The 26,478-nt window shown below is 74.8% G+C and carries 26 protein-coding genes; 13 read left to right on the top strand and 13 right to left on the bottom strand.

Features of this window, described 5'->3' with window-relative positions:
* Positions 1-42 precede the first annotated feature (42 nt).
* Together GA0070558_RS20345 and GA0070558_RS20350 are read right to left on the bottom strand one after the other, a co-directional pair.
* A complete protein-coding gene (locus GA0070558_RS20345) occupies positions 43-630 on the bottom strand; it encodes a phosphatase PAP2 family protein (protein WP_141722269.1) in 588 nt (195 codons plus the stop codon).
* A gap of 211 nt (positions 631-841) precedes the next feature.
* Positions 842-1,753: a hypothetical protein gene (locus GA0070558_RS20350; protein ID WP_141722270.1), complete on the bottom strand. Its 912-nt coding sequence runs from the start codon at positions 1,751-1,753 to the stop codon at positions 842-844.
* Positions 1,754-2,264: 511 nt separating this feature from the next.
* Here GA0070558_RS20350 and pdhA point away from each other — a divergent pair.
* The 6 genes from pdhA (at position 2,265) to GA0070558_RS20375 (ending at position 11,675) form a co-directional block, all read left to right on the top strand.
* A complete protein-coding gene (pdhA, locus tag GA0070558_RS20355) occupies positions 2,265-3,452 on the top strand; it encodes a pyruvate dehydrogenase (acetyl-transferring) E1 component subunit alpha (RefSeq protein ID WP_091282658.1) in 1,188 nt (395 codons plus the stop codon).
* On the top strand, positions 3,452-4,441 hold the full coding sequence (locus GA0070558_RS20360) for an alpha-ketoacid dehydrogenase subunit beta (protein ID WP_091282661.1): 990 nt from the start codon (positions 3,452-3,454) through the stop codon (positions 4,439-4,441). Before pdhA ends, GA0070558_RS20360 begins: the two co-directional genes overlap by 1 nt.
* Positions 4,438-5,940, top strand: coding sequence for a dihydrolipoamide acetyltransferase family protein (locus GA0070558_RS20365; RefSeq protein WP_176734284.1), 1,503 nt, complete (start codon positions 4,438-4,440; stop codon positions 5,938-5,940). Before GA0070558_RS20360 ends, GA0070558_RS20365 begins: the two co-directional genes overlap by 4 nt.
* Before the next feature lie 221 nt (positions 5,941-6,161).
* A complete protein-coding gene (locus GA0070558_RS33480) occupies positions 6,162-6,299 on the top strand; it encodes a hypothetical protein (protein WP_165823299.1) in 138 nt (45 codons plus the stop codon).
* 343 nt (positions 6,300-6,642) lie between these two features.
* A complete protein-coding gene (locus GA0070558_RS20370; protein WP_176734285.1) occupies positions 6,643-9,723 on the top strand; it encodes a hypothetical protein in 3,081 nt (1,026 codons plus the stop codon).
* 119 nt (positions 9,724-9,842) lie between these two features.
* Positions 9,843-11,675, top strand: coding sequence for an NHL domain-containing thioredoxin family protein (locus tag GA0070558_RS20375; protein WP_091282759.1), 1,833 nt, complete (start codon positions 9,843-9,845; stop codon positions 11,673-11,675).
* A gap of 127 nt (positions 11,676-11,802) precedes the next feature.
* On the opposite strand, the gene GA0070558_RS20380 is transcribed toward GA0070558_RS20375, so the two are convergent.
* From GA0070558_RS20380 to GA0070558_RS20390, 3 genes are read right to left on the bottom strand one after another with little or no spacing between them, the layout of a single operon-like run.
* Positions 11,803-12,552 (bottom strand): LamB/YcsF family protein, encoded by a 750-nt coding sequence (locus tag GA0070558_RS20380; RefSeq protein ID WP_091282664.1) that lies wholly within the window; start codon positions 12,550-12,552, stop codon positions 11,803-11,805.
* Positions 12,536-13,504: a 5-oxoprolinase subunit C family protein gene (locus GA0070558_RS20385; RefSeq protein WP_256092038.1), complete on the bottom strand. Its 969-nt coding sequence runs from the start codon at positions 13,502-13,504 to the stop codon at positions 12,536-12,538. Before GA0070558_RS20385 ends, GA0070558_RS20380 begins: the two co-directional genes overlap by 17 nt.
* Positions 13,501-14,142 (bottom strand): 5-oxoprolinase subunit B family protein, encoded by a 642-nt coding sequence (locus GA0070558_RS20390; RefSeq protein ID WP_091282667.1) that lies wholly within the window; start codon positions 14,140-14,142, stop codon positions 13,501-13,503. Before GA0070558_RS20390 ends, GA0070558_RS20385 begins: the two co-directional genes overlap by 4 nt.
* A gap of 106 nt (positions 14,143-14,248) precedes the next feature.
* Between GA0070558_RS20390 and trhA the strand changes: the two genes are divergently transcribed.
* Positions 14,249-14,926, top strand: a complete 678-nt coding sequence (gene trhA / locus GA0070558_RS20395; protein WP_091282670.1) for a PAQR family membrane homeostasis protein TrhA — start codon at positions 14,249-14,251, stop codon at positions 14,924-14,926.
* Positions 14,927-15,041: 115 nt separating this feature from the next.
* On the opposite strand, the gene GA0070558_RS20400 is transcribed toward trhA, so the two are convergent.
* On the bottom strand, positions 15,042-15,329 hold the full coding sequence (locus tag GA0070558_RS20400; RefSeq protein ID WP_077935456.1) for a DUF6458 family protein: 288 nt from the start codon (positions 15,327-15,329) through the stop codon (positions 15,042-15,044).
* 116 nt (positions 15,330-15,445) lie between these two features.
* On the opposite strand from GA0070558_RS20400, the gene GA0070558_RS20405 reads away from it, so the two are divergent.
* Positions 15,446-15,976, top strand: a complete 531-nt coding sequence (locus GA0070558_RS20405) for a SixA phosphatase family protein (RefSeq protein ID WP_091282675.1) — start codon at positions 15,446-15,448, stop codon at positions 15,974-15,976.
* 176 nt (positions 15,977-16,152) lie between these two features.
* On the opposite strand, the gene GA0070558_RS20410 is transcribed toward GA0070558_RS20405, so the two are convergent.
* The 4 genes from GA0070558_RS20410 to GA0070558_RS20425 all read right to left on the bottom strand — a co-directional run bounded on the left by GA0070558_RS20410 (position 16,153) and on the right by GA0070558_RS20425 (position 20,609).
* Positions 16,153-16,422: a DUF6458 family protein gene (locus GA0070558_RS20410; protein WP_091282679.1), complete on the bottom strand. Its 270-nt coding sequence runs from the start codon at positions 16,420-16,422 to the stop codon at positions 16,153-16,155.
* A 250-nt stretch (positions 16,423-16,672) separates the two neighbouring features.
* On the bottom strand, positions 16,673-18,529 hold the full coding sequence (locus GA0070558_RS20415) for an acyl-CoA dehydrogenase (protein WP_091282683.1): 1,857 nt from the start codon (positions 18,527-18,529) through the stop codon (positions 16,673-16,675).
* A gap of 186 nt (positions 18,530-18,715) precedes the next feature.
* Entirely contained in the window at positions 18,716-19,843 is a 1,128-nt protein-coding gene (locus GA0070558_RS20420; protein ID WP_091282687.1) for a PP2C family protein-serine/threonine phosphatase, read from the bottom strand.
* 121 nt (positions 19,844-19,964) lie between these two features.
* The gene (locus GA0070558_RS20425) at positions 19,965-20,609 is read right to left on the bottom strand and encodes a septal ring lytic transglycosylase RlpA family protein (protein ID WP_091282695.1); all 645 of its coding nucleotides are present in this window, start codon (positions 20,607-20,609) and stop codon (positions 19,965-19,967) included.
* 230 nt (positions 20,610-20,839) lie between these two features.
* On the opposite strand from GA0070558_RS20425, the gene GA0070558_RS20430 reads away from it, so the two are divergent.
* Positions 20,840-21,400 (top strand): phosphoribosyltransferase family protein, encoded by a 561-nt coding sequence (locus GA0070558_RS20430; RefSeq protein ID WP_091282763.1) that lies wholly within the window; start codon positions 20,840-20,842, stop codon positions 21,398-21,400.
* A 34-nt stretch (positions 21,401-21,434) separates the two neighbouring features.
* The gene (locus GA0070558_RS20435; protein ID WP_091282698.1) at positions 21,435-22,505 is read left to right on the top strand and encodes a questin oxidase family protein; all 1,071 of its coding nucleotides are present in this window, start codon (positions 21,435-21,437) and stop codon (positions 22,503-22,505) included.
* Positions 22,506-22,581: 76 nt separating this feature from the next.
* On the opposite strand, the gene GA0070558_RS20440 is transcribed toward GA0070558_RS20435, so the two are convergent.
* Entirely contained in the window at positions 22,582-23,115 is a 534-nt protein-coding gene (locus GA0070558_RS20440) for an alpha/beta fold hydrolase (RefSeq protein WP_091282701.1), read from the bottom strand.
* A 196-nt stretch (positions 23,116-23,311) separates the two neighbouring features.
* Between GA0070558_RS20440 and GA0070558_RS20445 the strand changes: the two genes are divergently transcribed.
* Positions 23,312-23,713 (top strand): ASCH domain-containing protein, encoded by a 402-nt coding sequence (locus tag GA0070558_RS20445; RefSeq protein ID WP_091282705.1) that lies wholly within the window; start codon positions 23,312-23,314, stop codon positions 23,711-23,713.
* A gap of 54 nt (positions 23,714-23,767) precedes the next feature.
* Here GA0070558_RS20445 and GA0070558_RS20450 read toward each other — a convergent pair whose 3' ends face one another.
* Positions 23,768-24,679, bottom strand: a complete 912-nt coding sequence (locus GA0070558_RS20450) for an LLM class flavin-dependent oxidoreductase (protein ID WP_077935445.1) — start codon at positions 24,677-24,679, stop codon at positions 23,768-23,770.
* A 192-nt stretch (positions 24,680-24,871) separates the two neighbouring features.
* Here GA0070558_RS20450 and GA0070558_RS20455 point away from each other — a divergent pair, with 192 nt between their 5' ends.
* A complete protein-coding gene (locus GA0070558_RS20455; protein WP_091282709.1) occupies positions 24,872-25,516 on the top strand; it encodes a class I SAM-dependent methyltransferase family protein in 645 nt (214 codons plus the stop codon).
* Between the two features lie 97 nt (positions 25,517-25,613).
* On the opposite strand, the gene GA0070558_RS20460 is transcribed toward GA0070558_RS20455, so the two are convergent.
* Positions 25,614-25,865 carry a bacteriocin immunity protein gene (locus GA0070558_RS20460; protein ID WP_091282765.1) on the bottom strand — a complete coding sequence of 84 codons (252 nt, stop codon included), beginning with the start codon at positions 25,863-25,865 and terminating at the stop codon, positions 25,614-25,616.
* Between the two features lie 385 nt (positions 25,866-26,250).
* Between GA0070558_RS20460 and GA0070558_RS20465 the strand changes: the two genes are divergently transcribed.
* On the top strand, positions 26,251-26,478 hold a 228-nt coding region (locus tag GA0070558_RS20465), incomplete at its 3' end, for a transposase domain-containing protein (RefSeq protein ID WP_176734286.1).

A 26,478-nucleotide genomic window follows, 5' to 3' on the forward strand; every position in this document is an offset into this window, starting at 1 on the left:
GGCCCTGGTCGAAGGGCCTGGCCGGGCCGGCAGGCGGTCCGCTCAGGTCAGCGCGCCGTAGACGGCTCCGGCCACCAGCCCGCCGACCGTCCCGCCGACCAGCACCTGGGGCAGGGTGTGGGCCCGCAACCGCACCCGGGACCAGCCGGCAAGCACCGGCACCGGCACGGCGGCCAACAGCGGCGGGCCGAAGGTGAGCACCAGCACCACCACCGCGCCGGCGGCCACGGCCGTGTGGATCGACATCTTCCACCAGTGGCTCACGGTCACCGCCACCACGAGCCCCACCACGCCGGCCGCCACCAGCGCCAGCAGCGGGCGGGGGGCACCGAACGCGGCGAGCAGGGCCCAGCCGACCGCCGCCGAGGCGAGCCCGAAGAGCAGCGGCGTCCGGCGCTGTTCCCGCACACCGACGTGGTGGTCGGTGAGTCGCCCGCGGCGTACCCCGCCGACGATGTACGCGAACGGAATCCCGCTGGCGAAGACGGTGGCAAGCAGCCCCCAGGCCAGCCCGTGCGCGCCGCCGTTCCCGCCGAACCAGCCGACCAGCATGGTCAACACGGTCACCAGGACGGCGGGCGCGGTCAGCTCGGTGATCAGGCGGGCGGCGCGCAGCCCCGGGCCGGGCATGACGTGGAGGCGCTCTTCTTCCGCTGGGGGACGATCCGGTCTGCTCAGCCCTGTCGCTCCCCGCCGTGCGGCCCCGGTCGCCGCTTACCGCCGGGCGGCCCCGGTCGCCGCTCGCCGACCTGCGGCCCCGGCCGTCGCTCGCCGGTCTGCGATCTCGGCCGGGTGCCCGGGCCATCGTCACGCGGGCCGGGCCGGCCGGCGGTGACCGGCCTCACCGGGTGGCGGGTGGGCGGTCGTCGCCCACGGCGGGGCCGACGGGCGAGCCGGTGGTGGGCTGCGGCGGCACGGCCGGAGTCTGCGGCGTCGGGCTGGGGTGGCTGGACGGGGTGGACGCCGGGCGGCGGTGTGTGGGCGGCCTGGGCACCGCCGTGGGCACGACCGGGGACACCGCAGGAGTGGTCGGGAACGCCGGGGGAGCGACCTGGGGCGCGGTGAGAGCGGTCTCGGGGACTGGTCCACCGGTCGTCGTCGGGTCGGGGCCGGCGGTGGGCTCCGCGCTCGCGGTCGGCTCGGTGCCCAACGACGGGCTCGGCACCTGGGCCGAGGCGGAGAGGGTCGCCGTCGGCTCGGTCGGCGGCGTGGTCGGAGGCATGGGTTCCCCGGTCGGCGCCGGGGCCGGGGAGGGGTGCGGCGTCGGGGTGGGGGTCGGGGTCACGGTGGGCGGCGGGGGCAGGGTAGGCACCCGGGGCGGCGGGCGGTGGACCGCCTCGGGATCCGACCGGTCGGAGGCGGCCGGCACGATCGGCGCGGGCGCGGGCGGCGGAAGGCCCGGACCGGGCAGCTCGGGCTGCGGCGCCGCGGCCGTGCCCGGCGGGGTCGAGGGGGCGGTCGCGGGCTGGCCGGTCGCCGGCACGATCACCGGCCCGACGGAACGCGTGGGGATGAACGGGGTGCTGCTGTCGGGGAGTGCGGTGCTGCCCACGGTGGCCGACCCGGTGCTGATGGCGGCGAGGATCGGCATGGAGGCGGTGCCGGCGAGCAGGGCGACCGTGAAGAGGTATCCGCGCCCGGGGGCACCGGAGCCGGGGGCGCGGTGCGCCCCGACGACCCGACGGTAGCTGCCCCCGGCCGCACGGTGCCGGCCGAGCAACGGCACGGTGGGACCCTCACCTGGCTGGGACACGCGCACTCCTCGTCCGTCGTCGATCATCGATGCGGGACGGGCGATCCCTCAGGGACCAAAACGGGCATAAACCCATGAAACGCCCGACCGGCATCATCAGCTTGACTCAGTGACGGCCAGTTCACCAGGAGCCACCGCGTGTCGACACACAAATTGTCCGGCCCGCCCCGGTCACTCACGATCCTCCGGGGACAGCGGGCCCCACCAGCCACAAACCCGACAGCGCCCGGAATCCGGGGCGGGCGTACTGTGGGCGCGCTCACCTCCTCTGCCATCATTTGGGGCACGACGGCAACGCAGCCGCGACCTCCGCGCACCCTGCGGCAGGCGCGGTACGACGCCGGCGCTCCCGAACCGGGTTCGCACGGAATCCGGCTCACGCCGCGCGGCAACCCTCACCGGGGCTAGGCGCGGCCGCCAGGAACCAGTCCGGCACCAGCCGGGCGGGTGCACACACTGCGCGGAGCGGGTCACCCCCGGTGCCGGCGCAGACCACGACAGGGAGAGACGGATGGCAAAGGGCGACCCCGGGGTCACCACCACCCGCGGCCGGCGAGCCGCACCCCGTGCCAAGCGAACGGCCGCGACGGCTGGCGGCGACCCGGAACTCGTGCAGCTGCTCACGCCCGCCGGAGAGCGCGTCGAGAGCGCGTTCGGGCCGGACGGCACGGAGTACCGCGTCGACTTCACCGACGAGGAGTACCGAGGGCTCTACCGCGACCTCGTCCTGGTCCGCAAGCTCGACGCCGAGGCCACCGCGTTGCAGCGGCAGGGCGAGCTGGGGCTGTGGGCCAGCCTGCTCGGCCAGGAGGCGGCACAGGTCGGCTCCGGGCGGGCGCTGCGCAGCCAGGACATGGCCTTCCCGACCTACCGCGAGCACGGCGTGCTCTATTGCCGTGGCATCGACCCGATCATGCCGCTCGGCCTGTTCCGGGGCGTCGACCAGGGTGGCTGGGACCCGAACGAGTTCAAGTTCAACATGTACACGATCGTCATCGGGGCGCAGACCCTGCATGCGACCGGGTACGCGATGGGCGTCCACATGGACGGCAAGACCGGCGGCGACGACGGCGAGGCGGTGATCGCCTACTTCGGCGACGGCGCGACCAGCCAGGGCGACGTGAACGAGGCGTTCGTCTGGGCCAGCGTCTTCAACGCCCCGCTGGTGTTCTTCTGCCAGAACAACCAGTACGCCATCTCCGAGCCCCTGGAGCGGCAGACCCGCGTCCCGCTCTACCAGCGGGCGCGCGGCTTCGGCTTCCCCGGCGTACGGGTGGACGGCAACGACGTGCTCGCCTCGTACGCGGTGACCCGGCACGCGCTGGACAACGCGCGGCACGGCCAGGGCCCGAGCCTGATCGAGGCGTACACCTACCGGATGGGGGCGCACACCACCTCCGACGACCCGACCCGCTACCGGATCGCCAGCGAGGTCGAGGCCTGGCAGGCCAAGGACCCGATCGCCCGGATGAAGGCGTTCCTGGAGAAGCAGAAGATCGCCGACGGGTCGTTCTTCGCCGAGGTCGACGAGCAGGCCCGAGCCGAGTCGGTGCACCTGCGCGAGCGGGTGCTCGCCATGCCCGACCCCGAGCCGGTGACGATGTTCGACCACGTCTACCCGCACGGGTCCCCGGAGCTCGACGAGCAGCGGGCGCAGTTCAGCCGCTACCTGGAGTCGTTCGAAGGGAGCGCCCACTGATGGCCACGGAGACGCTCACCCTCGGCAAGGCCCTCAACGCCGGCCTGCGCCGGGCCCTGGAGCACGACCAGAAGGTCGTCATCATGGGCGAGGACGTCGGCAAGCTCGGCGGCGTGTTCCGGATCACCGACGGCCTGCAGAAGGACTTCGGCGACCAGCGGGTGATCGACACCCCGCTGGCCGAGTCCGGCATCATCGGCACCGCGGTCGGCCTGGCCATCCGCGGCTTCCGCCCGGTCTGCGAGATCCAGTTCGACGGCTTCGTCTACCCCGCGTACGACCAGATCGTGTCGCAGGTGGCGAAGATGCACTACCGCTCGCAGGGCAAGGTGCGCATCCCGATGGTGATCCGCATCCCGTACGGGGGCGGCATCGGCGCGGTCGAGCACCACTCGGAGTCGCCGGAGGCGTACTTCGCGCACACCGCCGGCCTGAAGGTCGTGACCTGCGCCAACCCGCAGGACGCGTACTGGATGATCCAGCAGGCGGTCGCCTCGGACGACCCGATCGTCTTCCTGGAGCCGAAGCGGCGCTACTGGGAGAAGGGCCCGGTCGACCTGGAGGCCCCGCTGTCGGCGGCGTACCCGCTGCACTCGGCCCGGGTGGCGCGGGCCGGCACGGACGCCACCGTCCTGGCGTACGGGCCGATGGTGCGGACCTGCCTGGACGCGGCGGCCGCCGCGGCCGAGGACGGCCGGGAGCTGGAGGTCGTCGACCTGCGCACGCTCTCCCCGCTGGACCTCACCGCCGTGTACGAGTCGGTGCGGCGCACCGGCCGGTGCGTGGTGGTGCACGAGGCCCCGGGCAACCTGGGTCTGGGCGCGGAGATCGCCGCCCGGGTCACCGAGGAGTGCTTCTACTCGCTGGAGGCCCCGGTGCTGCGGGTGACCGGCTTCGACACCCCCTACCCGGCGTCCCGGGTGGAGGAGGAGTACCTGCCGGACCTCGACCGGGTGCTCGACGCCGTCGACCGCGCCTTCGGGTGGTGAGCGGGGTGTCGCGGATCAAGGAGTTCAACCTGCCCGACCTGGGCGAGGGGCTGACCGAGGGCGAGATCCTCGCCTGGCTGGTCAAAGAGGGCGACACGATCGAGCTGAACCAGCCGATCGTGGAGGTGGAGACGGCGAAGGCGGCCGTCGAGATTCCCGCGAAGTGGGCCGGCCAGGTGCGGTCGATCTTCCACCCGGAGGGGAGCACGGTCGAGGTCGGCACGCCGATCATCGCGATCGACACCGACCCGGGCGCGGGCCCGGTCGAGGCGTCGACGACGGGCGCGCCGGCCGCCGACCTGCCGACCCCGTCGGCGGCGTCCCTGGCCGCCGTCGAGATCGCGCCCGAGGAGGGCATGGTCGAGCCGGGGCTGATCGGCGGCGTGGCGCCGGGCGGGCGCACCGCCGTGCTGGTCGGCTACGGCCCGCGCAACGCGCCGGCCAAGCGCCGCCCGCGCAAGGGCGCGTCCCCGGAGCGGCCCGCCACCCCGGCGGCCTCCGTTCCGCCCGCGCCAGCCCCGGCGCCCGTCCCCGCGGCGGCACCGGTCACGGCAGCGGCACCGGTCACGGCGGCGACGACCGTGAACGGCAACGGGCGGCCCGGCGGGCTGGTGCTGGCCAAGCCGCCGGTGCGCAAGCTCGCCAAGGACCTCGGCGTGGACCTCGGCTCGCTGAGCGGGTCGGGGCCGCTGGGCTCGATCACCCGGGAGGACGTACAGCGGGCGGCGAGCGGGACCGCGACGGCGGCCGAGCCGCCGACGGTCGCGGCACCGGCCACGTCGGCCGCGGCCTTCGGCGCCGACCGCGAGCAGCGCATCCCGGTCAAGGGGGTACGCAGGCTCACCGCCGAGAACATGTCCCGCTCGGCCTTCACCGCGCCGCACGTGACGGAGTTCCTGACCGTCGACGTGACCCGGACGATGAAGGCCCTGGACCGGCTGCGGGGCCGGCGGGAGTGGCGCGACGTGCGGGTCTCGCCGCTGCTGCTGGTCGCCAAGGCGGTGCTGCTGGCGGTACGCCGGCACCCGATGGTCAACTCGACGTGGGCCGGCGACGAGATCGTCGTCAAGGAGTACGTCAACCTGGGCATCGCGGCGGCCACGGAGCGCGGCCTGATCGTGCCGAACATCAAGGACGCCGGCCGACTCACGCTGCGTGAGCTGGCGGACGCGCTGACCGACCTGGTGCAGACGGCGAAGGCCGGCCGGACCTCGCCGGCGGACATGTCCGGCGGCACGCTGACGATCACCAACGTCGGGGTGTTCGGGGTGGACACCGGCACGCCGATCCTGCCCCCGGGCGAGTCGGCGATCCTGGCGTTCGGCGCGGTCCGCGAGATGCCGTGGGTGCACAAGGGCAAGGTCCGCCCACGTCAGGTGACCACGCTGGGTCTCTCCTTCGATCACCGGATCATCGACGGCGAACTCGGCTCGAAGTTCCTCCGCGACATCGGGGACTTCCTGGCCGATCCGGAGGCAGCGCTGCTCGCCTGGACCTGACGGGTAACCGACACCAGCCACGGCCGGTGTGCCACGGGTGAACGCCCGGCACACCGGCCGTTGCCGTTGGAAGAAGAAAGCACCGTCACCCGACCTCGTTGACCTACGATCCTTAGGCAGGTGTCTCAGCTCACCTACTAATCGTTGGAAGTTCGGGGCTGGATGCGGTTCAATTGAGTCATCAAGGGGCCGACAACCGAATAGCCAGGAGGAGAACCCAGATGAGCATGATCGAGCGAATCCGCAACCGCCGCGACGCCAACCGCCGGGCCCGTGCCATCGAGCACGCCCTGCGCTCCGCCAACTCGCCCGCGGTCCGCGAGGAGCTTCTCGCCATCGCCCAGCGTCACATGAGCTGACGCCCCACACTTTTCTCACCCTCCTCCAGTTCGACGACCCGCCCGGTTCGCCCGGGCGGGTCGTCGGCGTTTCGGGCCTATTGACACCGGGATTCCGCCTCGCCGCACCGCCCGGTACGGTGGGGCTCGGTCGTCAACCGCCCGCCCGGACCCCGTCGTGCCGATAGAAGCTGCTCGACACCGTCCGACGACGCGGAGTGACGGCCGGTGCTCCCCGGATGCCGCGGGCGGCCACCGGATACGGTGCGGGGAGTCCCCACGGTCGGCACCGCCGGCCACACCGGCACCCACGCCGACGCACCGTCGGCATCGGCGGCCGACATGTGATGGAGGAGGCGCACCGATGACGTCCGAGGGCCCGCACCACCCCGGCCAGGAGCCGGACGAGGTGTCGCCGGGCGCCGGCGCACCGGCGCCGTACGGCGTCGCCAACCCGGACCTGGGCTGGGCACCCCCGCCCCCCGCGGCCCGGCCGAACCCGCCCGCTCCCGCCTGGGCGACCCAGAACGACCAGCCGCCGGCCCCCGCCTGGGGCCAGCCCCCGCAGAACGACCAGCCCCCGACCGCCGCCTGGGGAGCGCCTCCCCACGGCGACCAGCCGGCCACCGCCGCCTGGGGCACCGGGCCGCAGGGCGACCAGCCGGCGACCGCCAACTGGGGCGCGGCACCGGGTGACCAGCCGCCGACCGCCGCCTGGGGCCAGCCTCCGCAGAGTGACCAGCCGCCGACCGCCGCCTGGGGTGCCGCCCAGGTGCCGGCCCAGCAGCCGGAGCCGAACCGCCCGGCCGCCTGGGGCCCGCCGGCCGGCGCGGCGCAGCCCGCCTGGGAGCAGAACGAGCAGGCCGGGCCGGGCTGGCAGCAGAACGAGCAGGCACCGGGCTGGCAGCAGAACGAGCAGGCCGGCCCCGGCTGGGCCGCCGCCCCGGCCGCCACGAACGCACCGAACGGAGAGCCGGCCCAGCCGGCCTGGGCGACGCAGCCCGAGCAGCCGGCCCCGGCCTGGGCCGGCGCGGCCGACCCGCAGCCGCCGGCGCCGTGGGGCCAGGCCGAGTCCGGCGCCCGGGGTGCCGCCCGCGTGCCCGGCCAGGCGACGCCGCCCCAGGACTGGGCCACCACACAGGACGACGCCTCCCGCTCCGGCGGCTGGAACTCCGGCCAGCAGGGCGACGGCCCCGCCGGCCCCGACGCCTGGAACGCCGCGCCGCAGCAGGCCGACGGCCCCGCCGGCTCCGGTGGCTGGCCGCGGACCGAGCAACCCGACGCCCCTGGCCAGGCAGGTCAGGCAGCCTCGGCCGCCCCGTCCGAATTCGGCGGACCCGCCGCACAACCCACGTTCGACGGTGCACCCGGGCAGCCCGGATTCGGCGGCCCGGCCGAGCAGCCGCCGGCCGCGTGGGGCCAGGCCGAAGCCGCCGCCCGGGGTGCCGCCCGCGTGCCCGGCCAGGCGACCCCGCCCCAGGACTGGGCCACCACACAGGACGACGCCTCCCGCTCCGGCGGCTGGGCGACCGGCTCCCCCGCCTCCGCCCACGACAACCCCGCCCGCTCCGGCGGGTGGGCCGCCACGGCGGTCCGCTCCGACGACCAGCCGCAGCCGAACGCCTGGCCCGCCGCCGACGAGTCGGGGCAGCCCGGCACGTGGGGCGCGGCAGCCCCGCCGCAACGGCAGGACGACCGGCCGGAGGTCCCCGACTGGGCGGCGGCCGAGCCGACCTCCGTACCACCGGCGCGGGCCACCGCCACCGTCGGCACGGACGGGCCGCCCGCCTGGGGGACGCCCGGCGAGAGCCCGCAGCAGCGGCCCGGCGGCGACCGCTCGGACCGCCCGGTCATGCCGGACGTCGAGCCGTGGGCACCGGGCGAGGCGTGGGGGCGTACCGAGCCGGAGACCGCCGCGCCGCAGCAGGCCGGCAACGCCTGGGAGCCCGAGCGGTCCGAGGACCGTCCGCTTTACCAGCCCGCCCCCGGGCCGGGGATCTCGCCGGCCAACGCCGTGCCGCTGCCGCCGCAGGAGCAGCGCGTGCCCGGTGCCAGCCTGGCCGCCCTCCCGCCGGCCGACTACGCCCCGCCGGCCCAGTTCCCCCCGGCGGTCGAGCCCTCGCCGGCCGGCGAACCGTCGGGTCGTGAGGGCGCCCCGTCGCCGTACGCGCCCGAGTCGGGCGCCGGCTGGGGCCGTGCCGAGGAGCCGCACCCGCAGGGCACCCCGTTCGTGCCCGCCCCCCGGGTCTCGCCCGAGTCCGGGGCGGCCGCCCGGGCCGCCGTACCCCCGGCGGAGGCCGGAGAGGCCGCGGACGGCGCGGTGGGCAGCGTCTCGGCGAGCGCGTCCGTGCCCATGGCCAGCCGCGTGGTGCCCCCCACCGACCAGGCGCTGCACACCGGCGGCGCGCCCGCGCCGCAGCCCCGGGTGTACGGCCGGCCGGCCCGCCCGGAGCCGGCCGACGAGCCGGAGGCGGCAGACGAGAGCCCGTTCCGCCCCGAGCACAATCCGCCACCGTCCCGGTTCGACGAGCCGGGCCCGCAGGGGCGGTTCGACGAGCCGGGCCGCTTCGACGAGCCGGGCCCCCAGGGCCGCCCCGCCGAACCCGACCAGCAGCGCGGGTTCGACGGGCGCGACCAGCAGCGCGGGTTCGAGGGGCGCGACCAGCACCGCGGGTTCGACGACGTCGGGCCGCAGCAGCGGTTCGACGACCGCGGGCCGCAGGGCGGACCGCAGCGCTTCGACGCCCCGGACCGGCAGGCCGGCCAGCAGCACGGCTTCGGCGACAGCCCGGCGATCGGGGCGGCCGGCGCGCCCGCTCCGCCGGCCTTCCCGCCCGGGGTGCCGTCCTTCGTGGACCCGCCGGCCAGCAACCGGCCCGTCAACGGCGTCCGCCCGCACGAGGGCGACCGCCCGGGTGACCAGTTCGGCGGCCCGATGGGCGGGGCCACCGCCGTGCAGGGCGCGGTGCCGGGCCGCCCTCCCGCGCCGTACGGCGAGCCGACCCAGGTCGGCTTCCCGTCGCAGGGGCCGCAGTCCGGCCCTGCCTGGGGCGCGGAGCCGGAGGAGCAGGGCCGGTTCGACGCGTTCAAGCCGGAGGCGGACGCGCCGAAGGCCGAGGCTCCGCCGCCGAAGGTCCGCAACGGCCGGGTGCTGGCCGCCGTGCTGGTGGCCGCCGTGCTGATCCTCGCGGTGCCGCTGGGGCTGCTCATGCTGCTCGGCAAGGTGGGCGGCGACAACGCGAAGCCGTTCGACCCGGCCGTCGGCTCCTGCGTGAAGCAGTCAGGCGAATCCGCGACGTCGGCCACCTGCGGCGAGGCGGGATCGTTCACGATCGTGTCCAAGGTCGAGGCCAAGGAGAAGTGCGCCGACCCGGGCCAGCCGCACGTCGTCCTCCGTGGTGACGTGCCGAAGAAGGTGCTCTGCCTCAAGTCGGCCACCAAGTAGCGAACCCGGGGGCGGGGCCACGGACCACCGTGGCCCCGCCTTCGTCGTACGCCCGGGGTGTGACCAAGCCGCGCGGGGTGCCGGCCGGTCGGGGCCTCGCGGTCGGGCAGACTGGGGGCATGAGCGCACGAGTACGGGCTCCCGAGCTGCGCGGACGGGGCTGGCTGAACACCGGCGGGCGGGACCTGAAGCTGGCCGACCTGCGCGGCAAGATCACAATTGCCGACTTCTGGACCTTCTGCTGCATCAACTGCCTGCACGTGCTCGACGAGTTGCGCCCCCTGGAGGAGAAGTACGCTGACGTGCTGGTCGTCGTCGGCATCCACTCGCCGAAGTTCGAGCACGAGAAGGACCCGGCCGCCGTCGCCGCCGCCGTCGAGCGGTACGGCGTGCACCACCCCGTCCTCGACGACCCCGAGCTGGACATGTGGCAGCAGTACGCGGCCCGCGCCTGGCCGACCCTCGCCGTGATCGACCCCGAGGGGTACGTGGTGGCCACCATGGCCGGTGAGGGTCACGCCGAGGGGCTGGCCCGGCTGGTCGACGAGTTGGTCGCCACCCACGAGGCGAAGGGCACCCTGCACCGGGGCGACGGCCCGTACGTGCCGCCCGCCGAGCCGGAGACGGCCCTGCGCTTCCCCGGCAAGGCCCTCGCGCTCGACGGCGGGCACCTGCTCGTGTCGGACTCGGCCCGGCACTCCCTGGTGGAGCTGGCCCCCGACGGCGAGACGCTGGTGCGCCGGATCGGCGCGGGCGTCCGGGGGCGCGCGGACGGGCCGCCCGGCGTCGCCACCTTCTCCGAGCCGCAGGGGCTGTGCCGGCTGCCGGAGCACGTGGCCGAGGTGGCCGGTTACGACGTGGTCGTCGCCGACACCGTCAACCACCTGCTGCGCGGGGTGCGGCTGGCCACCGGCGAGGTGGTGACCGTGGCCGGCACGGGCCGGCAGTGGCGCTCGACGGTGGACGACCACGCCCACGACTCGCTCTCGGTCGACCTCTCCTCCCCGTGGGACGTGGCCTGGTACGACGACCGGGTGATCGTCGCGATGGCGGGCATCCACCAGCTCTGGTGGTTCGACCCGATCCGCCGCACGGCGGGCATGTACGCCGGCACCACCGTCGAGGCGCTGCGGGACGGGCCGCTGGCCGAGGCGTGGCTGGCCCAGCCGTCCGGCCTCTCGGTCTCGGCCGACGGCACCCGGCTCTGGGTCGCCGACAGCGAGACCAGCGCCATCCGGTACGTCGAGAACGGCGTCCTGGGCACCGCCGTCGGGCAGGGCCTGTTCGACTTCGGTCACGTCGACGGCCCGGCCGACCGGGCGCTGCTCCAGCACCCGCTGGGGGTGTGCGCGCTGCCGGACGGCTCGGTGCTGGTCGCCGACACGTACAACGGGGCGGTCCGCCGCTTCGACCCGGCCACCGGTCAGGTGTCGACGGTCGCCGACGGGCTCGCCGAGCCGAGCGACGTGGTGCTGACCGCCGACGGCGGGGTGCTGGTGGTCGAGTCGGCGGCGCACCGGCTGACCCGGCTGGCCCCGGGCGCGTTGTCGGCCGTGGGGGCGAGCACGGTCGACGGCCCGCGGCACCGCACCGAGCGGAAGCCGATGGAGGTGCCGGCGGGCGAGGTGACGCTGGACGTCGTCTTCACCCCGGCGCCGGGGCAGAAGCTGGACGAGACGTACGGGCCGTCGACGCGGCTGGTCGTCTCGGCGTCGCCGCCGGAGCTGCTGGCGGAGGGGGCGGGCACCGGCACGGAGCTGTCCCGCCGGTTGGTGGTCGACGGGTCGGTGGCCGGCGGGGTGCTCCAGGTGACCGCGCAGGCGGCGACGTGCGACGCCGACGTGGAGCACGCGGCCTGTCACCTGACCCGGCAGGACTGGGGGGTGCCGGTGCGGGTGGTCGAGGGCGGCCCGGCGCGGCTCCCGCTGGTCCTGCGCGGCCTGGACGCCTGACAGCCTGCGCCCCGCCGGCCGCCAGCGCCCCGCCGCCCGCCCCCGCGCGGCCGCGCGCGCGCCGGCGCTGGTTGCGTTAGGAAGGGGCCCTTCCTATACAGGATGCGTTAACAAGGTGCCCCTCCTTTCACGCGAACGGGGTGAGCGTCACCCCCGCGTCGAGGAGCGCGGCCCGCACCAGCTCGGCGGACGCCACCGCGCCCGGTGTGTCGCCGTGCAGGCAGATGGACTCGACGGGGCAGGGCACGACGGTGCCGTCGACGGCCACCACGGTCTGCTCGGTGGCCATCCGGACGGCGCGGGCGGCCACCTGCTCGGGGTCGGTGACCAGCGCGCCGAGGGCGGTGCGGGGCACCAGCGTGCCGTTGGGCAGGTAGCCCCGGTCGGCGAAGCCCTCGGCGACCACCCGCAGGCCGGCGCCGGTGGCGAGCTGGGCGAGCACCGAGCCGGGGGCGCAGAGCACCGGCAGGTCGCGGTCGTAGTCGTCGATGGCGGCGATCAGGGCGGCGGCCTGCGACTCGTCGACCGAGGCGGCGTGGTAGAGCGCCCCGTGCGGCTTGAGGTAGCGGACCCGGGTGCGGTACGCCCGGCAGAACGCGTCGAGCGCGCCGAGCTGGTAGGTGGTCTCGTCGCGCAGGTCCGCGAACGCGTACGCGATGTGTCGGCGGCCGAAGCCGGCGAGGTCGCGGTAGCCGACCTGGGCCCCGACGGCGACCCCGCGTTGGGCGGCGGCGGCGCAGACCCGGCGCATGGTGGACGGGTCGCCGCCGTGGAAGCCGCAGGCGACGTTGGCCGAGGTGATCAGGTCGAGCAGCGCCTCGTCGTCGCCGAGCCGCCAGATGCCGAATCCCTCGCCGAGGTCAGCGTTGAGGTCCATGGAACGTCACCGTAGTCCCCGGGCGGGCCTGCGCGAGCGGCGTCACGTCGTCCACCACCCCGACGACGGGGTAGCCGCCGGTGGTGGGATGGTCGGCGAGGAAGATCAGCGGCTGGCCGTCGGCGGGCACCTGCACCGCGCCGAGCACGAGGCCCTCGCTGGGCAGTTCCCCGGCGACCGCGCGGGGCAGCGGCGCGCCGGTCAGCCGCGCGCCGACCCGGTTGCTGACCGGGCTCACCGTGTACGCCGTGCCGAGCAGCCGGTCGAGCGCGGCGGGGGTGAACCAGTCGTCGCGGGGCCCGAGGCGCAGCCGGAGCCGCAGCGCGGCCGGGGTGGGCGGCCCGACGGTGACGTCGACGGGGGCGGGGTCGCCGGCCGGGTCGCCGAGGGGCAGGGTGTCGCCGTCGCGCAGCGGGGGCGGGCCGAGGCCGGAGAGGGTGTCGGTGGACCGGCTGCCGAGCACCGGCGGCACGGCGATCCCGCCGGCGACGGCGAGCCAGGTGCGCAGCCCGGAGCGGGCCGGGCCGATCCGCACGACCGCCCCGGCGGGCACGGCCAGGGGCCGGCCGACGTCTCCGGGCCGGTCGCCGAGGTGCACGCCGGGGTGCGGGCCGGTCCGCCGTGCGTCGCCGGTGTTCGGGTCGCCGATCGGCACGTCGCCCAGCCGCCCGTCGCCGATCCACACGTCGGCGTCCGCGCCGGTGAGCGCGACCGTGCCGGCCCGGGTGAGGCGCAGCACGCAGCCGGTGAGGGTGATCTCCAGGCCGGCGGCGTCCTCCGGGTTGCCGACGAGGCGGTTGGCCAGCCGCAGGGCCGCCGGGTCGAGCGCCCCCGACCGGGGCACGCCGAGGTGTGCCCAGCCGGGCCGGCCCTGGTCCTGCACGGTGGTGAACGCCCCGGCCCGGAGCACCTCCAGCCGGCGTGCCGGGCCGCCGGCGGGTGGGCGGGTCACGTGGTCGCCGCCAGTCGTACCGGGGTGCCGGGGGCGAGCCGGGCCGGCGGGTCGGCGGCCACGTCGAACAGCGTCAGCGCGGTCCGCCCGACGAGCAGCCAGCCGCCGGGCGACGCGCCGGGATAGATTCCGGCGTACGGGCCGGCGAGCGCGACCGAGCCGGCGGGGACCCGGGGGCGGGGGGTGGCGAGCCGGGGCACCGCCCACTGCGGCGGCAGCCCGGTCAGGTACGCGAACCCGGGCGCGAACCCGCAGAAGGCGACGCGGAACAGGGTGCCGGTGAGGCGGGCGACCACCTCGGGCACGTCCACGCCCCAGTGGCCGGCGACGACGGGCAGGTCGACCCCGTCGTACGTGACGGGCACCTCGACCTCGGCGGGCGTCGTGCCGTCGGCGGGGCTGGTGGCGGGCGTCGCAGGGCCGGCGGGTCGTGGGGTCCAGTGGGCGACGAGCGCGGCGGCCCGGTCGGGGTCGGGCACCCCGTCGAGCAGCACCGTACGGGCCGCCGGGACGATCTCGACGGCGGTCAGCTCGCCGGCGGCGCGGCGGCGCGTCAGCTCGGCCCGCCACGCCTCCACCTGGTCGGGGTCGTCGCAGTCGAGCAGCAGGGCGTGGGCGCCGACGGGCCGGATCCGCATCCCGTCATGATCCCCGATCGGCGGGCCCGACAGGGCCGCCGGACCCTGCCGCCCCGTGACGATCGGCACTACTTGACGGTAACCTACGGTGCCGTAACCTAGGTGCGTGACGACCTCCGCACCGCTTCGACTCAAGCCGGTCGACATCGGAAAGCCGCGGATGCGCGGCTGGCTGCACACCTACGCGTTCTTCGCCGCGCTCGTCTGCGGCATCGTGCTCTGCGCCATCGCCGCCAGCCGCCCCGGCTGGTCCCCGCTGGTCAGCTGCCTCGTCTACAGCCTGACCGTCTGCGGCCTCTTCGGCACCAGCGCGCTCTACCACCGTCGGGTGTGGTCCGAGCGCGGCTACCAGATCATGCGCCGGATGGACCACTCGATGATCTTCGTGTTCATCGCCGGCACGTACACACCGTTCTGCGTCCTGCTGCTGGACGCCCGGCAGGCGACCACCATGCTCGCCCTGGTCTGGGGCGGCGCGCTGGGCGGCGTGGCGCTGAAACTGGTCTGGCCGCACGCGCCGCGCTGGGTCTCCGCACCGCTCTACCTGGCCCTCGGCTGGGTGTCGGTGGCGATGCTGCCGCAGATCCTGCACTCCGGCGGCGTGACCGCGCTGGTGCTGCTCGCCGTCGGCGGCGCGATCTACAGCGTCGGCGCCGTCTTCTACGCGCTGCGCAGGCCCAATCCGTGGCCCACCGTCTTCGGCCACCACGAGTTCTTCCACGCCTGCACGCTGGTGGCGGCGATCTGCCACCACATCGCGATCTACTTCGCCCTGTTCGCCTGAGTCCGCACCCCGGTTCCCCCACCCTGATCCCCCGCCCCGGGCACGCGCCGGGGGCCCCGCGCCGTTGCGGGGCCCCCGGAGTCCTGGGCAGTCGTCGGCCATCGGGCCGGACCGGTCAGACCGTACGACCCGGGCGGCGCACCTCGCGGTACTCCTGGACCACGGGCTCGCCCTGCACCGGCACGACCCGGTCGGCGACCACGCGGTTCTGGTGCACCGGCGCGGCGACCACCGTGCGGCGGCCCCGGTTCCAGAAGTAGAGCGTGGTGAGCAGGCTGACGACGCCGGCGAGCATCAGCACCCAGCCGACGACGCCGAGATTCAGCCACCCCAGGTCGGCCTGCACGGCGAACGCGAAGATCGCACCCAGCGCGATGAGGAAGATGCTGGCACCAATGCCCATTTTCGTCGCCTCCTTGGCTGTCAGCTGGCGCTGCTACCCGCCGCGGCCATGGATGAGGTTGCGGCATCCATCGACATACCCAGGCGCTCCGATCGTCAATCGGGCAAGCTGGGCCCATGACGGACGTCGGAGGGACGGAACGGACGTTGGTGCTGCTGCGGCACGCCAAGGCGGAGGCACCGGGCAGCGGCCCGGACGTCCAGCGGCCGCTCACCGCGCGGGGGCACGCCGACTCGGCCGCCGCCGGTGCCTGGCTGGCCCGGCACGGCCTGCTCCCTGACGTGGTGCTCTGCTCGGCCGCCCGGCGCACCCGCCAGACCTGGCACGGGGTGCAGCTGGGCATGACCGGCGCGGCGGACGAGGCGGGGCCGGCCGGTCCCGCCCCGCAGGTGCGCTACGAGCCGGGCGCGTACGAGGCACGCCCGGCGGACCTGTTGGCGCTGGTGCGGTCGACCCCGGCGGAGGCGACGACGGTGCTGCTGGTCGCCCACAACCCGGGCATCTCGCTGCTCTCGGCGCTGCTCGACCCGGAACGCGCGGACCAGGAGGGCCTGCGCACCACCGACCTGGTGGTGCACCGCACCCGGCTCCCCTGGGCCGAGCTGCACCGCGCCGAAATCGTCGCCCGCCACACCGCCCGCGCCTGAGGCGCAAGGAAGGGCCCCCTGTTAACGCATTCCGTTGTACAGGGGACCCCTGTTAACACCTGCGAACGGCCGAGGTGCGACCGCGCCGGGCGGGCGGCCCGGCGGGCCGGCCCGGGCGGGCGGGCGGGCCGGTATGCGGCCGGTGTGCCGGTATGCGGCCGGTGTGCCGGTGGGCCTCAGGAGGGCGGTGCCGTGGGCGGCGGTGGATCGGGCGGAGGCGGCATCATGGCGGTCGGATGCGACAGCCTGTTCTCCTCCACGATCAGGGTGCGCGCCCGCTTGCGCCGGTCCTGCCAGAACCAGAGCGTGGTGAGCAGCACGGCCAACCCGGCCAGGATGAACACCCAGCCGACCGCGCGCAGGTCCACCCACCAGACGTTGGCCCGGATGGCGAAGGTCACGATCGCGCCGATGGCGATGAGGAAGATTCCACTACCAATGCCCATGTGCGCTGCACCCCCACGTGCGGTGGCTCTGGGCGTTCACTGACGACGTCCGGGCCTCGGTTACCCGCCCGGCCGGGCAAGTACCCGGGATGCGACCGGCGATAGGGGACACGCGGGACTATTCGGCACGGGTCGCCGAAGCGGGGCGGGACAGCGGCCGCCGACGAGACGGGGCGGGACGGCGACGGCCGGCGAGTTGGGGGACTCGCCGGCCGTCCGGGGGCCGCTGTGGTGCGTCAGCGGCTCAGGTTCAGAACGCCTCCTCCGGGAGGTCCATCAGCTCCAGGTCGGTGCTCTCGATGATCCGCCGGTCGGCGCCGAGCCGGGGCAGCACCTCGCGGGCGAAGAACTTCGCGGCGGCCACCTTGCCGGTGTAGAACGCCTTGTCGGCGGCGGAGACCTCACCGGCCAGGGCGCGCAGGGCGACGTCGGCCTGCCGCTGGAGCAGCCAGCCGACGACGAGGTCGCCGACCGCCAGCAGGAACCGGCGGCTGCTGAGGCCCACCTTGTAGAGCGCCCGGGCGTCGCCGCCCTGCGCCTCGCCGAGCCAGCCGGTCAGCACGCCGAGGATGGTCTGCACCTCGGCGAGCGCCTTGCCGAGCGCCTGCCGCTCCTGCTTGAGCTGGCCGTTGCCGCCCTCGGAGGTGATGAACTCCTGGATCTCGCCGGCGACCGTCATGAGGGCCTTGCCGTTGTCCCGAACGATCTTGCGGAAGATCAGGTCGAGGCTCTGGATCGCGGTGGTGCCCTCGTACAGGGTGTCGATCTTGGCGTCCCGGACGTACTGCTCCAGCGGGTAGTCCTGGAGGAAGCCGGAGCCGCCGAAGGTCTGCAGCGCCTCGTGACCCAGCATCTCGTACGCCCGCTCGGAGCCGACGCCCTTGACCAGCGGCAGCAGCAGGTCGTTGACCCGCTTGGCGATCTTCGTCGCCTGCTCGTCGCCGGCCGCCTCGGCGATGGCGACCTGGTCCTGCCAGGAGGCCGTGTAGCAGACCAGGGCGCGCAGGCCCTCGGCGTACGACTTCTGGAGCATCAGCGAGCGGCGCACGTCCGGGTGGTGGGTGATGGTGACCCGGGGCGCGGTCTTGTCGGCCTGCTGGATCAGGTCGGCGCCCTGCACGCGGTTCTTGGCGTACTCGAGGGCGTTGAGGTATCCGGTGGAGAGCGTGGCGATGGCCTTGGTGCCGACCATCATCCGGGCGTACTCGATGATCATGAACATCTGCCGGATGCCGTCGTGCTTCTCGCCGAGCAGCCAGCCCTTCGCCGGCACGCCGTGCTCGCCGAAGGTCATCTCGCAGGTGTTGGAGACCTTGATCCCCATCTTGTGCTCGACGTTGGTGGCGTAGACGCCGTTGCGCTCGCCCAGCTCGCCGGTCTCCGGGTCGAAGTGGAACTTCGGCACGACGAAGAGCGACAGGCCCTTGGTGCCGGGGCCGCCGACGCCCTCGACGCCGACCGGGCGGGCCAGCACGTAGTGCACGATGTTGTCGCTCAGGTCGTGCTCGCCGGAGGTGATGAAGCGCTTCACGCCCTCGATGTGCCACGAGCCGTCCGGCTGCGGGATCGCCCGGGTGCGGCCGGCGCCCACGTCCGAGCCCGCGTCGGGCTCGGTGAGCACCATCGTGGAGCCCCACTGCTTGTCGATGAAGAGCTTGGCCCACTTCTTCTGCTGCTCGGTGCCCTCGACGTGCAGCACGTGCGCGAAGGACGGGCCGGAGGCGTACATCCAGACGGGGGCGTTCGCGCCGAGCACCAGCTCGGCGAGGGACCACCAGAGGGCACGCGGGGCGTTGGTGCCGTCGAGCGCCGGCGGGAGGTCGAGCCGCCAGAACTCGGACTCCATGAACGCCCGGTAAGACTTCTTGAACGGCTCCGGCAGCGGCGCGGTGTGCGTGGCCGGGTCGAAGACCGGGGGGTTGCGGTCGCTGTCCGAGTAGCTTGCCGCGAGGTCCTCGCGGGCGAGGCGGTCCACCTCGGCGAGGAAGCTGCGCGCGGTGTCGACGTCGAGATCCGAGTACGGCTCCTGGCCGAACGCCCGGTCCGCCCCGAAGACCTCGAACAGGTTGAACTCAAGGTCCCGGAGGTTGCTCTTGTAGTGGGTCATGCTCGCTGGCCCCGCTTCCCGGACAGGTGTTACCGATCAGTAACCCCGACTGTATTACTCGCGGGTAGGCAGCGACAAGCTCAACGTGGAAGTGACGGCGATTACACACCCGCGCTTCGGCCGTCGAGGGGCGGGGGCCGGGCGGGCCGGGAGCAGCGAGGCGGAGCCGGACCGGCCGGCGAACACTCAGCCCTCGGCCGCGCCGACCTCCCAGCTCGGCACGGGGGCGGTCACCGCGCTGCTGTGGCCGGCGTACTCCATCAGGACCAGGGCGATGTCGTCGTCGAGCCGGCCGTGCACCCACTCGACCAGGGCGGTCTCCAGCGAAGCCAGCCCGTCGCCGACCGTGCCGTGGCCGAGCAGCCGCCAGGCGCGGTCGGCCGTCGGGAAGAACTCGCCGTCCCGGCGCGCCTCGCCCAGGCCGTCGGTGAACAGCAGCAGCCGGTCCCCCGGCTCCAGGCGCTCGACCCGGGGCCGGACGACCGGCATGAAGCCCAGCGGCGGCGCGGGCGCGGGCGGCTCGAGGGGGATCACCGCGCCCCGGCGCAGCAGCAGCGGCGACGGGTGGCCGCAGTTGACGATGGTGAGGGTGCCGCCCCGCTCCTCGACCAGGGCCGCGGTGACGAAGTCCTCGTCGCCGACGTTGCGGGCCACCGCCCGGTCCAGGTCGGCGACCACCGCCCGCAGGTCGGCCCGCTCGTACGCGACGTGCCGGTACGAGCCCAGCACGATACTGGCCAGCCGCACGGCGTCCAGCCCCTTGCCGCGCACGTCACCGATGATCATGCGGACGCCGTACGGGGTGTCGATCGCCTCGTACAGGTCGCCGCCGATCTCGGCGGTGGCGGTCGAGGAGATGTAGCGCCCCGCCACGGCCAGGGTCCCCACCTGCGGGCCCAGCGGACGCAGCACCGCCTGCTGGGCCACCGCCGCCAGCTTGGACAGCTCGGCGATCTGCTCCGCCTGCCGCTGCCGCACGGCGGCCACCGCCGCCGCGATGCCGGTGGCGAGCGCGATGCCGGCCACGTTGACGGCGGTGACCAGCGACGTCCGCGGCTCGGCGAGGGCGAAGGCGGAACCGATCGCGGTCGCGGCGGCCCCCACCCCGAGCACCACCCGCCAGGAGGCCAGTGCCGCGGCGAGGAACGGGGCGGCGACCATCAGCGCCACGTAGTGCGCCCAGCGGCCGTCCGCCAGCTCCACGCCGGAGATGATCGCGAGCAGGACGAGGGCCGCGCCGAGGCCGGCGCGGGATCCGGGGCTCAGCGGGCCACGGCCCGACTGGATGGCATGCATGCGTACGAGGGACAGCATGCCTGATGGACGTGAACCGGTGAATGAGCCTGGCCCGTCGGCCGAGGATGTTCTGCCCGGCCGGGTCTCCGGCGGCGGCCGGTCCGGCCCCGGTCGCACCGCCCCGCCCGAGGTCATCGGGTCAGCCCAGGACCTCGTACTTCACGGTCAGTGCGCCGACGTCGACGGAGGCGATGGCCGCGAACGCGGCCCGCGACAGGTCGAGGCAGCGGCCGTCGATGAAGGGGCCCCGGTCGTTGATCCGGACGGTGACCGACTTGCCGTTGGCCGGGTTCGTCACCCGGACCATGGTGTCGAACGGCAGGGTCTTGTGGGCGGCGGTCATGGCGCTCGGGTCGAAGTTCTCCCCGTTGGCGGTGAGCTGCCCCTCGTCGTAGAAGGACGCCCCGCACGAGCCGCTGTCGACGACGTTGCTGGTCGGGGTGGGCTTCTTGGTGGCGACCGCCTTCGTGGCGGCCGGCTTCGGCGCGGCGGTGCGCGGCCTGCTCCGCGAGGCGGCCTGGCTCCGGGTGGCCTTCGGGCTGGCCGTGACGGTCGGCGACGGGCTGGCGCTGGGCGGGACGCTCGCGCTGGGCGACGGCGCGGCCGTGGTGGTGGGGGGGCTCACCGGGACGTCGGCGACGGTCGGGTGCGGGGCCGCCTCGCCGGAGGTCAGGCTCACCGCGCCGACGGTGCCGCCGACGGCGAGCGCGACGCCGACCGCCGCGGTGGCCGCGATCCCGGCCGGCGAGGAGAACAATCGGGTACGGGAGTGCCTACCAACCACGGGCCCGGTCCTTTCGTCGTGGATAACGAAGTCGTTGTTCAGGACGAAGTCCTGGAGAACAAACCGGCCCGGACCGTAACGAGAGAAGCACTTCCGAAGTCAACGTGATCATGGCGCTATGTTCGTATTTGCTCGCATACGTGTGGCCGATCATCCGAGGCGGCGTGGCCCGCTCGGCCCCGGGCGGGCCGGACCCCACCGGGGCGTCGATCTGGCGCAGGATGGGCGGCATGCCCGCTGAGCTGAGCGAACGTCTCGTCGAGCTGTTCCGGTGGATCGACCCCGGCCCGCAGAGCACCCACCTGGTCAGCGACGTCTCCGGGTGGTGGCGGGACCCGGCGGTGCTGGCGGGGCTCGGGCCGGCCCTGGCCGCGCCGTTCCGGGACGCCCGACCGACCGTGGTGCTCGCCCCCGCCGTGACCGGGTTGCTGCTCGGCCCGCTCGCCGCGACCGCCCTCGGGGTCGGCTTCGCGCCGGCGCAAAAGGCGGGGGACGGGCGGCTGCCCGCCGGTGCGACGACCTGGGCGCAGAGCCCCCCGGACTTCCGGGGCCGCCGGGTCGACCTGGGCGTCCGGGACCGGCACCTCGGCCCCGGCGACCGGGTGCTGGTGGTCGACGACTGGGTGGCCACCGGCGCCCAACTGCACGCCCTGTACGCGATCTGCGCCGCCCGGGGCGCCGAGGTCCTCGGCACCTCCGCCGTGGTGCTCGACTGCCCGCCCGCGCTCGCCGCCGAGCTGCGGATACGCGGCCTGGTCGAGGGCGACCGGCTGACGCCATCCGAGGGTTGACCTCAAGCAAGCTTCAAGTCGCACGATCGGGGGCATGGACGACGGAATCCTGGATGAGGCGTACCGGCGGTTGCACCGCACCGGCCCGGAGTTCGAGGGCTGGCTCTCCAACCACGGCCCGATGGCGGTCGAGGCGTTGGTCCAGCACGGGCACGACGCCGAGGTGCACCGCTGGCTGGACGACTACCTGCGGCGGCTCGACGAGCTGCCGCGCGGCCTCCGGCCGATCGACGACTGGCGGGCCGCCCTCGGGGACCCGAAGCGCGCCGGCGACTGGCTCGCCCACTTCGACCGGGAGCTGCGCGAACGGCCCTGGCGGGACATTCTCGGCACCTGGTGGCCCCGGCTGCTGCCGGGCATCGCCGCCGGGGCCACCCACGGCGTCATCCGGGTCGGGCACGCCGTGCGGGCGCTGCGGGCCGACGAGACCAGCCCGGACCGGCGCACCGAACTCGGCCAAGCCCTCGCCTACTGGGCCGCGCGCTGGCAGCCGGTACCGGGCGCACCCCTGCTGCCGGCGGCACCTCCCACCGGGGAGGGCGGGGAAGGCGGGGTGGCCGGGGAGGGCGGGGAGACCGGGGTGGCGTCCGCGCTGGCCGGGCTGCCCCGCATCGCCGACCGCACCGGCGGCATCCGCGAACGGCTGGGCCGGCTGCCGGACGTACCCGCATGGGAGTCGTCGCTCGCGGCGCTGCGGCCCGCGCGGACCCCGGCCGAGGCGGAGCGGGGGCTCGCCGAACTGGTGCACCGGGCGAGCCTCGACTACCTCCGGTACGGGCACGCGGAACCCGTCATGCTGGTGCACGCGGTGACCGCGCCGACGGCGGTGCTGCGTACGCTGCCGGAGCTGGACCCCGGGCTCTGGGCCCCGAGCCTCGCCGCGGCCTGGTCCGCGACGGCGGCCGTCACCGCCGTGTACGCCTCCCCGGCCGGTGTCGCGCCGCCGGCCGTCGCCCCCGGCACCACGGCGGAGGTCTTCGCCCGCGCGGCCCGGCACGGCGACGAGCACGTGGTGAAGCTCGCCGACGCGGTGCTCGACGCCCACGCGGCGACGGGGGACGAGCAGGTGCTCGCCGCGGCCGGCTACGCGGCGCAGCTGATCTGAGCGGGGCGGCGCGGCTGATCTGAGCGGGGCGGCTCAGCTGAGCGGGGCGGCGCGGCGCGGCCGCGAGCAGCGCGGCTCAGCCGCCCGAGCCCGCTCCGCCGAGGAACTCCTCCACGGCGGTGCAGACCATGCCCAGCACATCCGCCGAGCGGGCCAGCGGACCGGGCACCAGCAGCGAGTGGTCGGCACCGTCGACCTCCAGCACGTGCGGGCTGAGCCGGCGGGCCTGGGTGCCGTCCCACAGGGCGTCGGCGGTGCCGCCCACCAGCAGGAACGGGGCGGTCGCGCGGGCCAGCGCCTCGGTGACGTCGGCACGGCGCAGCAGCGGGGTGAGCCACACCGCCGGCAGCCCCCGGTCGGCGGCGAACGGGGCGGCGAAGCTGCCCAGCGACTTGCCGACCAGCAGGTGCGCCGGCTCCGCCAACGCCGGGGCGACCTGCTCGGCCACCCAGGCTCCCGCCCTGTCCAGATCCAGGTCCCCCGGCGCCCGCCAGGTGATCTCGTCGACGTCGAAGCCGATCCGGCGCAGGGCCTCGCCGACGTACGCGAACACGGGCCCCCGGGTGTCGTAGCCCTGCCCCGGAATCAGCACCGCACGCCGGTCCGCCATCACCCGCTCCCTCCGCCAGCCCACCTGCCAGCCACCGTAACGCCCCGGGCACGCAGCGCGAAGCAGCGCCGCTCCGACACGGGGCGCGGGTGGCGCGGCGCGGGTAAGCGCAGCGAGGGCCAGGTCGGGCCGGGGCAGGTCGCCGCGCGCCCGAATCCGGCGGCGGAGCGCGGCCGGGCCGCGTAGCCTCGGCGGGATGTGGCCCCGGATCGACGGACTGCGCAGCCTCGCCCTCGGCACCCCCGGCGAGCTGCGGGCGAGACTCAACTCCCTGGTGCTGGCCGGGGCCAAGACGGCGACCGCCGGCCTGACCGACGAGTACGCCGAGGAGGGCGAGGAGCTGGAGCACGTCGGCGAGCGGCTCGCCCTCGTGGACGACCACGACGCGCCCGTCGGAGTCGTCAAGGTGACCGGCGTCGACGTGGTGCGCTTCGCCGACGTGCCGTGGGACTTCGCCCGCTCCGAAGGGGAGGGCGACCGGTCGATCGAGGAGTGGCGGGCCGGGCACGCCGCCTACTGGGCGCGGGTCGGCACCCCCGTCACCGACGACAGCCGGATCGTCTGCGTGCGGTTCCGGCTCGTCTCGACGCGGGGGTAAGGAAGGGCCCCCTGTTAACGCATACGGTCGAGAAGGGTCCCCTTCTCACACCCCTCACCCGGCGGCGGGCGGGCGGGGAGCCGGCGTCAGGCGGCGCAGCTCCGGCAGGAGGCGGGTGGCCGCGTCCACCAGGACGGCCTCGTCCCCGGCGTACCAGCTGCTGGCCCGGGGCCAGTGCGTCACCACGTCGGTGAAGCCGAGGGCGGCGGCCCGCCCGACCTGCTCGGCGAAGAAGTCCGCGCTGCGCAGCGAGAACGCCGGGGCGGAGTCGAGCGACAGGTAGCGGTCCAGAGTGGCCGGGTCGCGGCCGGCCTCGGCCAGCGCCCGGTCCATCCGGGTGGCGAGGTCGGCGACCGTCCCCCACCACTGCTCCACGTCGTCGCCGCCCGTGCCGGTGGTGACCCAGCCCTGCCCGAACCGGGCCACCAGCCGCATCGAGCGGGGGCCGTTGGCGGCCATCACGAACGGCACCCGGGGCGTCTGCACGCAGCCCGGGTTGTTGCGGGCGTCCACGGCGGCGAACCAGTCGCCGCGCCAGGTGGTGCCGTCCTCGCGCAGAATCAGGTCGAGCAGCTCGACGAACTCGGCGAGCCGGTCGACGCGCTGGCGGGGCGGCAGCGTCTCCCCGCCCAGCACGGCCGAGTCGAAGCCGATGCCGCCCGCGCCGACGCCGAGCAGGAACCGGCCGCCGGAGACGTCGTCGAGGGCGGTGATCTGCCGGGCGAAGGCCGCCGGGTGCCGGAAGTTGGGCGAGGCGACGAGGGTGCCCAGCCGGATCCGGGAGGTCACCGTGGCGGCGGCGGTCAGCGTGGTCATCGAGTCGAACCAGGGCCCGTCGACCAGGTCCCGCCAGCCCAGGTGGTCGTACGTCCAGGCGTGGTCGAAGCCCCACTCCTCCGCCTGCCGCCAGCGGCGCTGCGACTGCGACCAGCGCTGGTCCGGAAGGATCACGATGCCAATCCGCATGAGCGCCAGCGTACGTCCTGACCGGCCGGCGGCATCCCACCGAGGCAGCACCCCGCCGCACGCTCGGTCACCAATCGTCGGCGCATCCCGTCGTGCGAAGTGTCCGGTTCGTTCACCACCCACGACCATCGGGAGTCGCCGTGAACGTCGCACTCTGGGCCAATGGGGCGCAGGGCTGGCAGGCTCGACGCCATGACGACCGGGACCGACTGGCAGGCGTGGCACCAGCCCTACGCCGACGAAGACTCCCCGCTGTCCCGCCGGCTGCGGCTGGTGCGCGGGACGATCACCGCGTGGCTGGACGAGCGCCCCGGCGAGCCGCTGACGGTCGTCAGCGCCTGTGCGGGCCAGGGACACGACCTGGTCGGTGCGCTGGCTGGCCGGGCCGACGCGGCCCGCGTCCGCGCCACGCTGCTGGAGTACGACCCGGGCAACGTCGCCGCCGCCCGGGCAGCCGCCGCCGGGGCCGGCCTCGCGAACGTCGACATCCGGCGGGCGGACGCGGGCCGGCTCTCGTCGTACGCGCAGGCGGTGCCGGCCGACCTCGTGCTGATGGCGGGCGTCTTCGGCAACGTCGACGACCATGACGTACGCCGAACCGTGGCCGCCCTGCCGCAGCTGTGCGCGGCCGGTGCCACGGTGATCTGGACGCGGACCCGGCGCGCCCCCGACCTGACGCCGGCGCTGCGCGGCTGGCTGCGGGACGCCGGTTTCGCCGAGCGGGCGTTCTACGCGCCGGACGGCGTGCTCTTCTCGGTCGGCGTGCACCGGTTCACGGGCACGCCCCGACCGCTGGACACCTCCGGAGCGCTGTTCACGTTCGTCCGTCAACCATGATCGACTCCAGGCCGGCGACACGGCGGCATCCGACCCACCGTGATACCGCCATGTCGCCGACATGCCGCCAAGGACCGGGACCGGGACGAGAAGCGAGCTAGCCTGCCGGTGGCTCCGTCCACGGGGCCGCGCGCATCTCGAACGGCCGGTAGGCCAGGGCGCGGTCAACGACCTCGGCAGCCGTCAGCTCCGGCATGACGTTGAAGATCAGCTCAGAGACGTCCGGATAGACGAGATCTCGTTCGAGCCTGTCCAGCCAGTCGTTCAACTCGGCGTCGTCGGCATAGTCGAGCCGCATGATCCGCTCAACGAGGGCGACGGCCTCGTTGCGGGTCAGCTTCGCGGGCATGGCGACCAACTCCGAGCGGCTGACGACACGCCGCGTGATCGTTGACCTTGGAAACTCGAAGGCCCCGGCTCGGGACTCGGTCCTGACCAGGGCCTTCGTGCGTGGAGCGGGTGACGGGAATCGAACCCGCACTGTCAGCTTGGGAACCGTACAAGATCCGGTTGCGACACCTTCCGACCTTCGGCCAAACCGGTCACCGCTGGCCTGGAGTGCCACCCGCCGGCCTGATCTAATGGCCCGCCAATGGCCCGCCGGCCTGCAATCGGGCGAGTAGCCCGGACGCCTCAAGGGCCAATGCCGTTCAGATAAGGCGTTGGTGCTGGTCACGGCGGCTGGCTGAGGGCTGCGCTTGAGACCGGTACGGTTGCCGGTCGTGGTGTCCTCTGTGTCTGCGTCCGAGCCGTCGGGTCGGTTGATCGACTACATCGGGCTGGGGGTGTTGTCGGCCCGGTTCGATCGGGATCTCCTCGAGGAGGTGATCAACCGGACCGGGTGTCGGGAGAAACGGTCCCGCCGGTTGCCGGCGCACGTGATGATCCGCTACGTCATCGCGATGGGCTTGTTCTTCGACGAGTCCTACGACGAGGTGATGCGTCGACTCGTGGGCGGCCTG

The organism is Micromonospora haikouensis (assembly GCF_900091595.1).
GTDB classification, from domain to species: Bacteria; Actinomycetota; Actinomycetes; order Mycobacteriales; family Micromonosporaceae; genus Micromonospora; species Micromonospora haikouensis.

Bases quoted from the DNA above. Each gene is read 5' to 3' on its own strand.
- GA0070558_RS20345 (WP_141722269.1), bottom strand. From the start codon at position 630: ATGCCCGGCCCGGGGCTGCGCGCCGCCCGCCTGATCACCGAGCTGACC.
- pdhA (WP_091282658.1), top strand. From the start codon at position 2,265: ATGGCAAAGGGCGACCCCGGGGTCACCACCACCCGCGGCCGGCGAGCC.
- GA0070558_RS20360 (WP_091282661.1), top strand. From the start codon at position 3,452: ATGGCCACGGAGACGCTCACCCTCGGCAAGGCCCTCAACGCCGGCCTG.
- GA0070558_RS33480 (WP_165823299.1), top strand. From the start codon at position 6,162: ATGAGCATGATCGAGCGAATCCGCAACCGCCGCGACGCCAACCGCCGG.
- GA0070558_RS20370 (WP_176734285.1), top strand. From the start codon at position 6,643: ATGACGTCCGAGGGCCCGCACCACCCCGGCCAGGAGCCGGACGAGGTG.
- GA0070558_RS20375 (WP_091282759.1), top strand. From the start codon at position 9,843: ATGAGCGCACGAGTACGGGCTCCCGAGCTGCGCGGACGGGGCTGGCTG.
- GA0070558_RS20380 (WP_091282664.1), bottom strand. From the start codon at position 12,552: ATGGACCTCAACGCTGACCTCGGCGAGGGATTCGGCATCTGGCGGCTC.
- GA0070558_RS20390 (WP_091282667.1), bottom strand. From the start codon at position 14,142: ATGCGGATCCGGCCCGTCGGCGCCCACGCCCTGCTGCTCGACTGCGAC.
- GA0070558_RS20400 (WP_077935456.1), bottom strand. From the start codon at position 15,329: ATGGGCATTGGTGCCAGCATCTTCCTCATCGCGCTGGGTGCGATCTTC.
- GA0070558_RS20405 (WP_091282675.1), top strand. From the start codon at position 15,446: ATGACGGACGTCGGAGGGACGGAACGGACGTTGGTGCTGCTGCGGCAC.
- GA0070558_RS20410 (WP_091282679.1), bottom strand. From the start codon at position 16,422: ATGGGCATTGGTAGTGGAATCTTCCTCATCGCCATCGGCGCGATCGTG.
- GA0070558_RS20415 (WP_091282683.1), bottom strand. From the start codon at position 18,529: ATGACCCACTACAAGAGCAACCTCCGGGACCTTGAGTTCAACCTGTTC.
- GA0070558_RS20420 (WP_091282687.1), bottom strand. From the start codon at position 19,843: ATGCTGTCCCTCGTACGCATGCATGCCATCCAGTCGGGCCGTGGCCCG.
- GA0070558_RS20430 (WP_091282763.1), top strand. From the start codon at position 20,840: ATGCCCGCTGAGCTGAGCGAACGTCTCGTCGAGCTGTTCCGGTGGATC.
- GA0070558_RS20435 (WP_091282698.1), top strand. From the start codon at position 21,435: ATGGACGACGGAATCCTGGATGAGGCGTACCGGCGGTTGCACCGCACC.
- GA0070558_RS20440 (WP_091282701.1), bottom strand. From the start codon at position 23,115: ATGGCGGACCGGCGTGCGGTGCTGATTCCGGGGCAGGGCTACGACACC.
- GA0070558_RS20445 (WP_091282705.1), top strand. From the start codon at position 23,312: ATGTGGCCCCGGATCGACGGACTGCGCAGCCTCGCCCTCGGCACCCCC.
- GA0070558_RS20450 (WP_077935445.1), bottom strand. From the start codon at position 24,679: ATGCGGATTGGCATCGTGATCCTTCCGGACCAGCGCTGGTCGCAGTCG.
- GA0070558_RS20455 (WP_091282709.1), top strand. From the start codon at position 24,872: ATGACGACCGGGACCGACTGGCAGGCGTGGCACCAGCCCTACGCCGAC.
- GA0070558_RS20460 (WP_091282765.1), bottom strand. From the start codon at position 25,865: ATGCCCGCGAAGCTGACCCGCAACGAGGCCGTCGCCCTCGTTGAGCGG.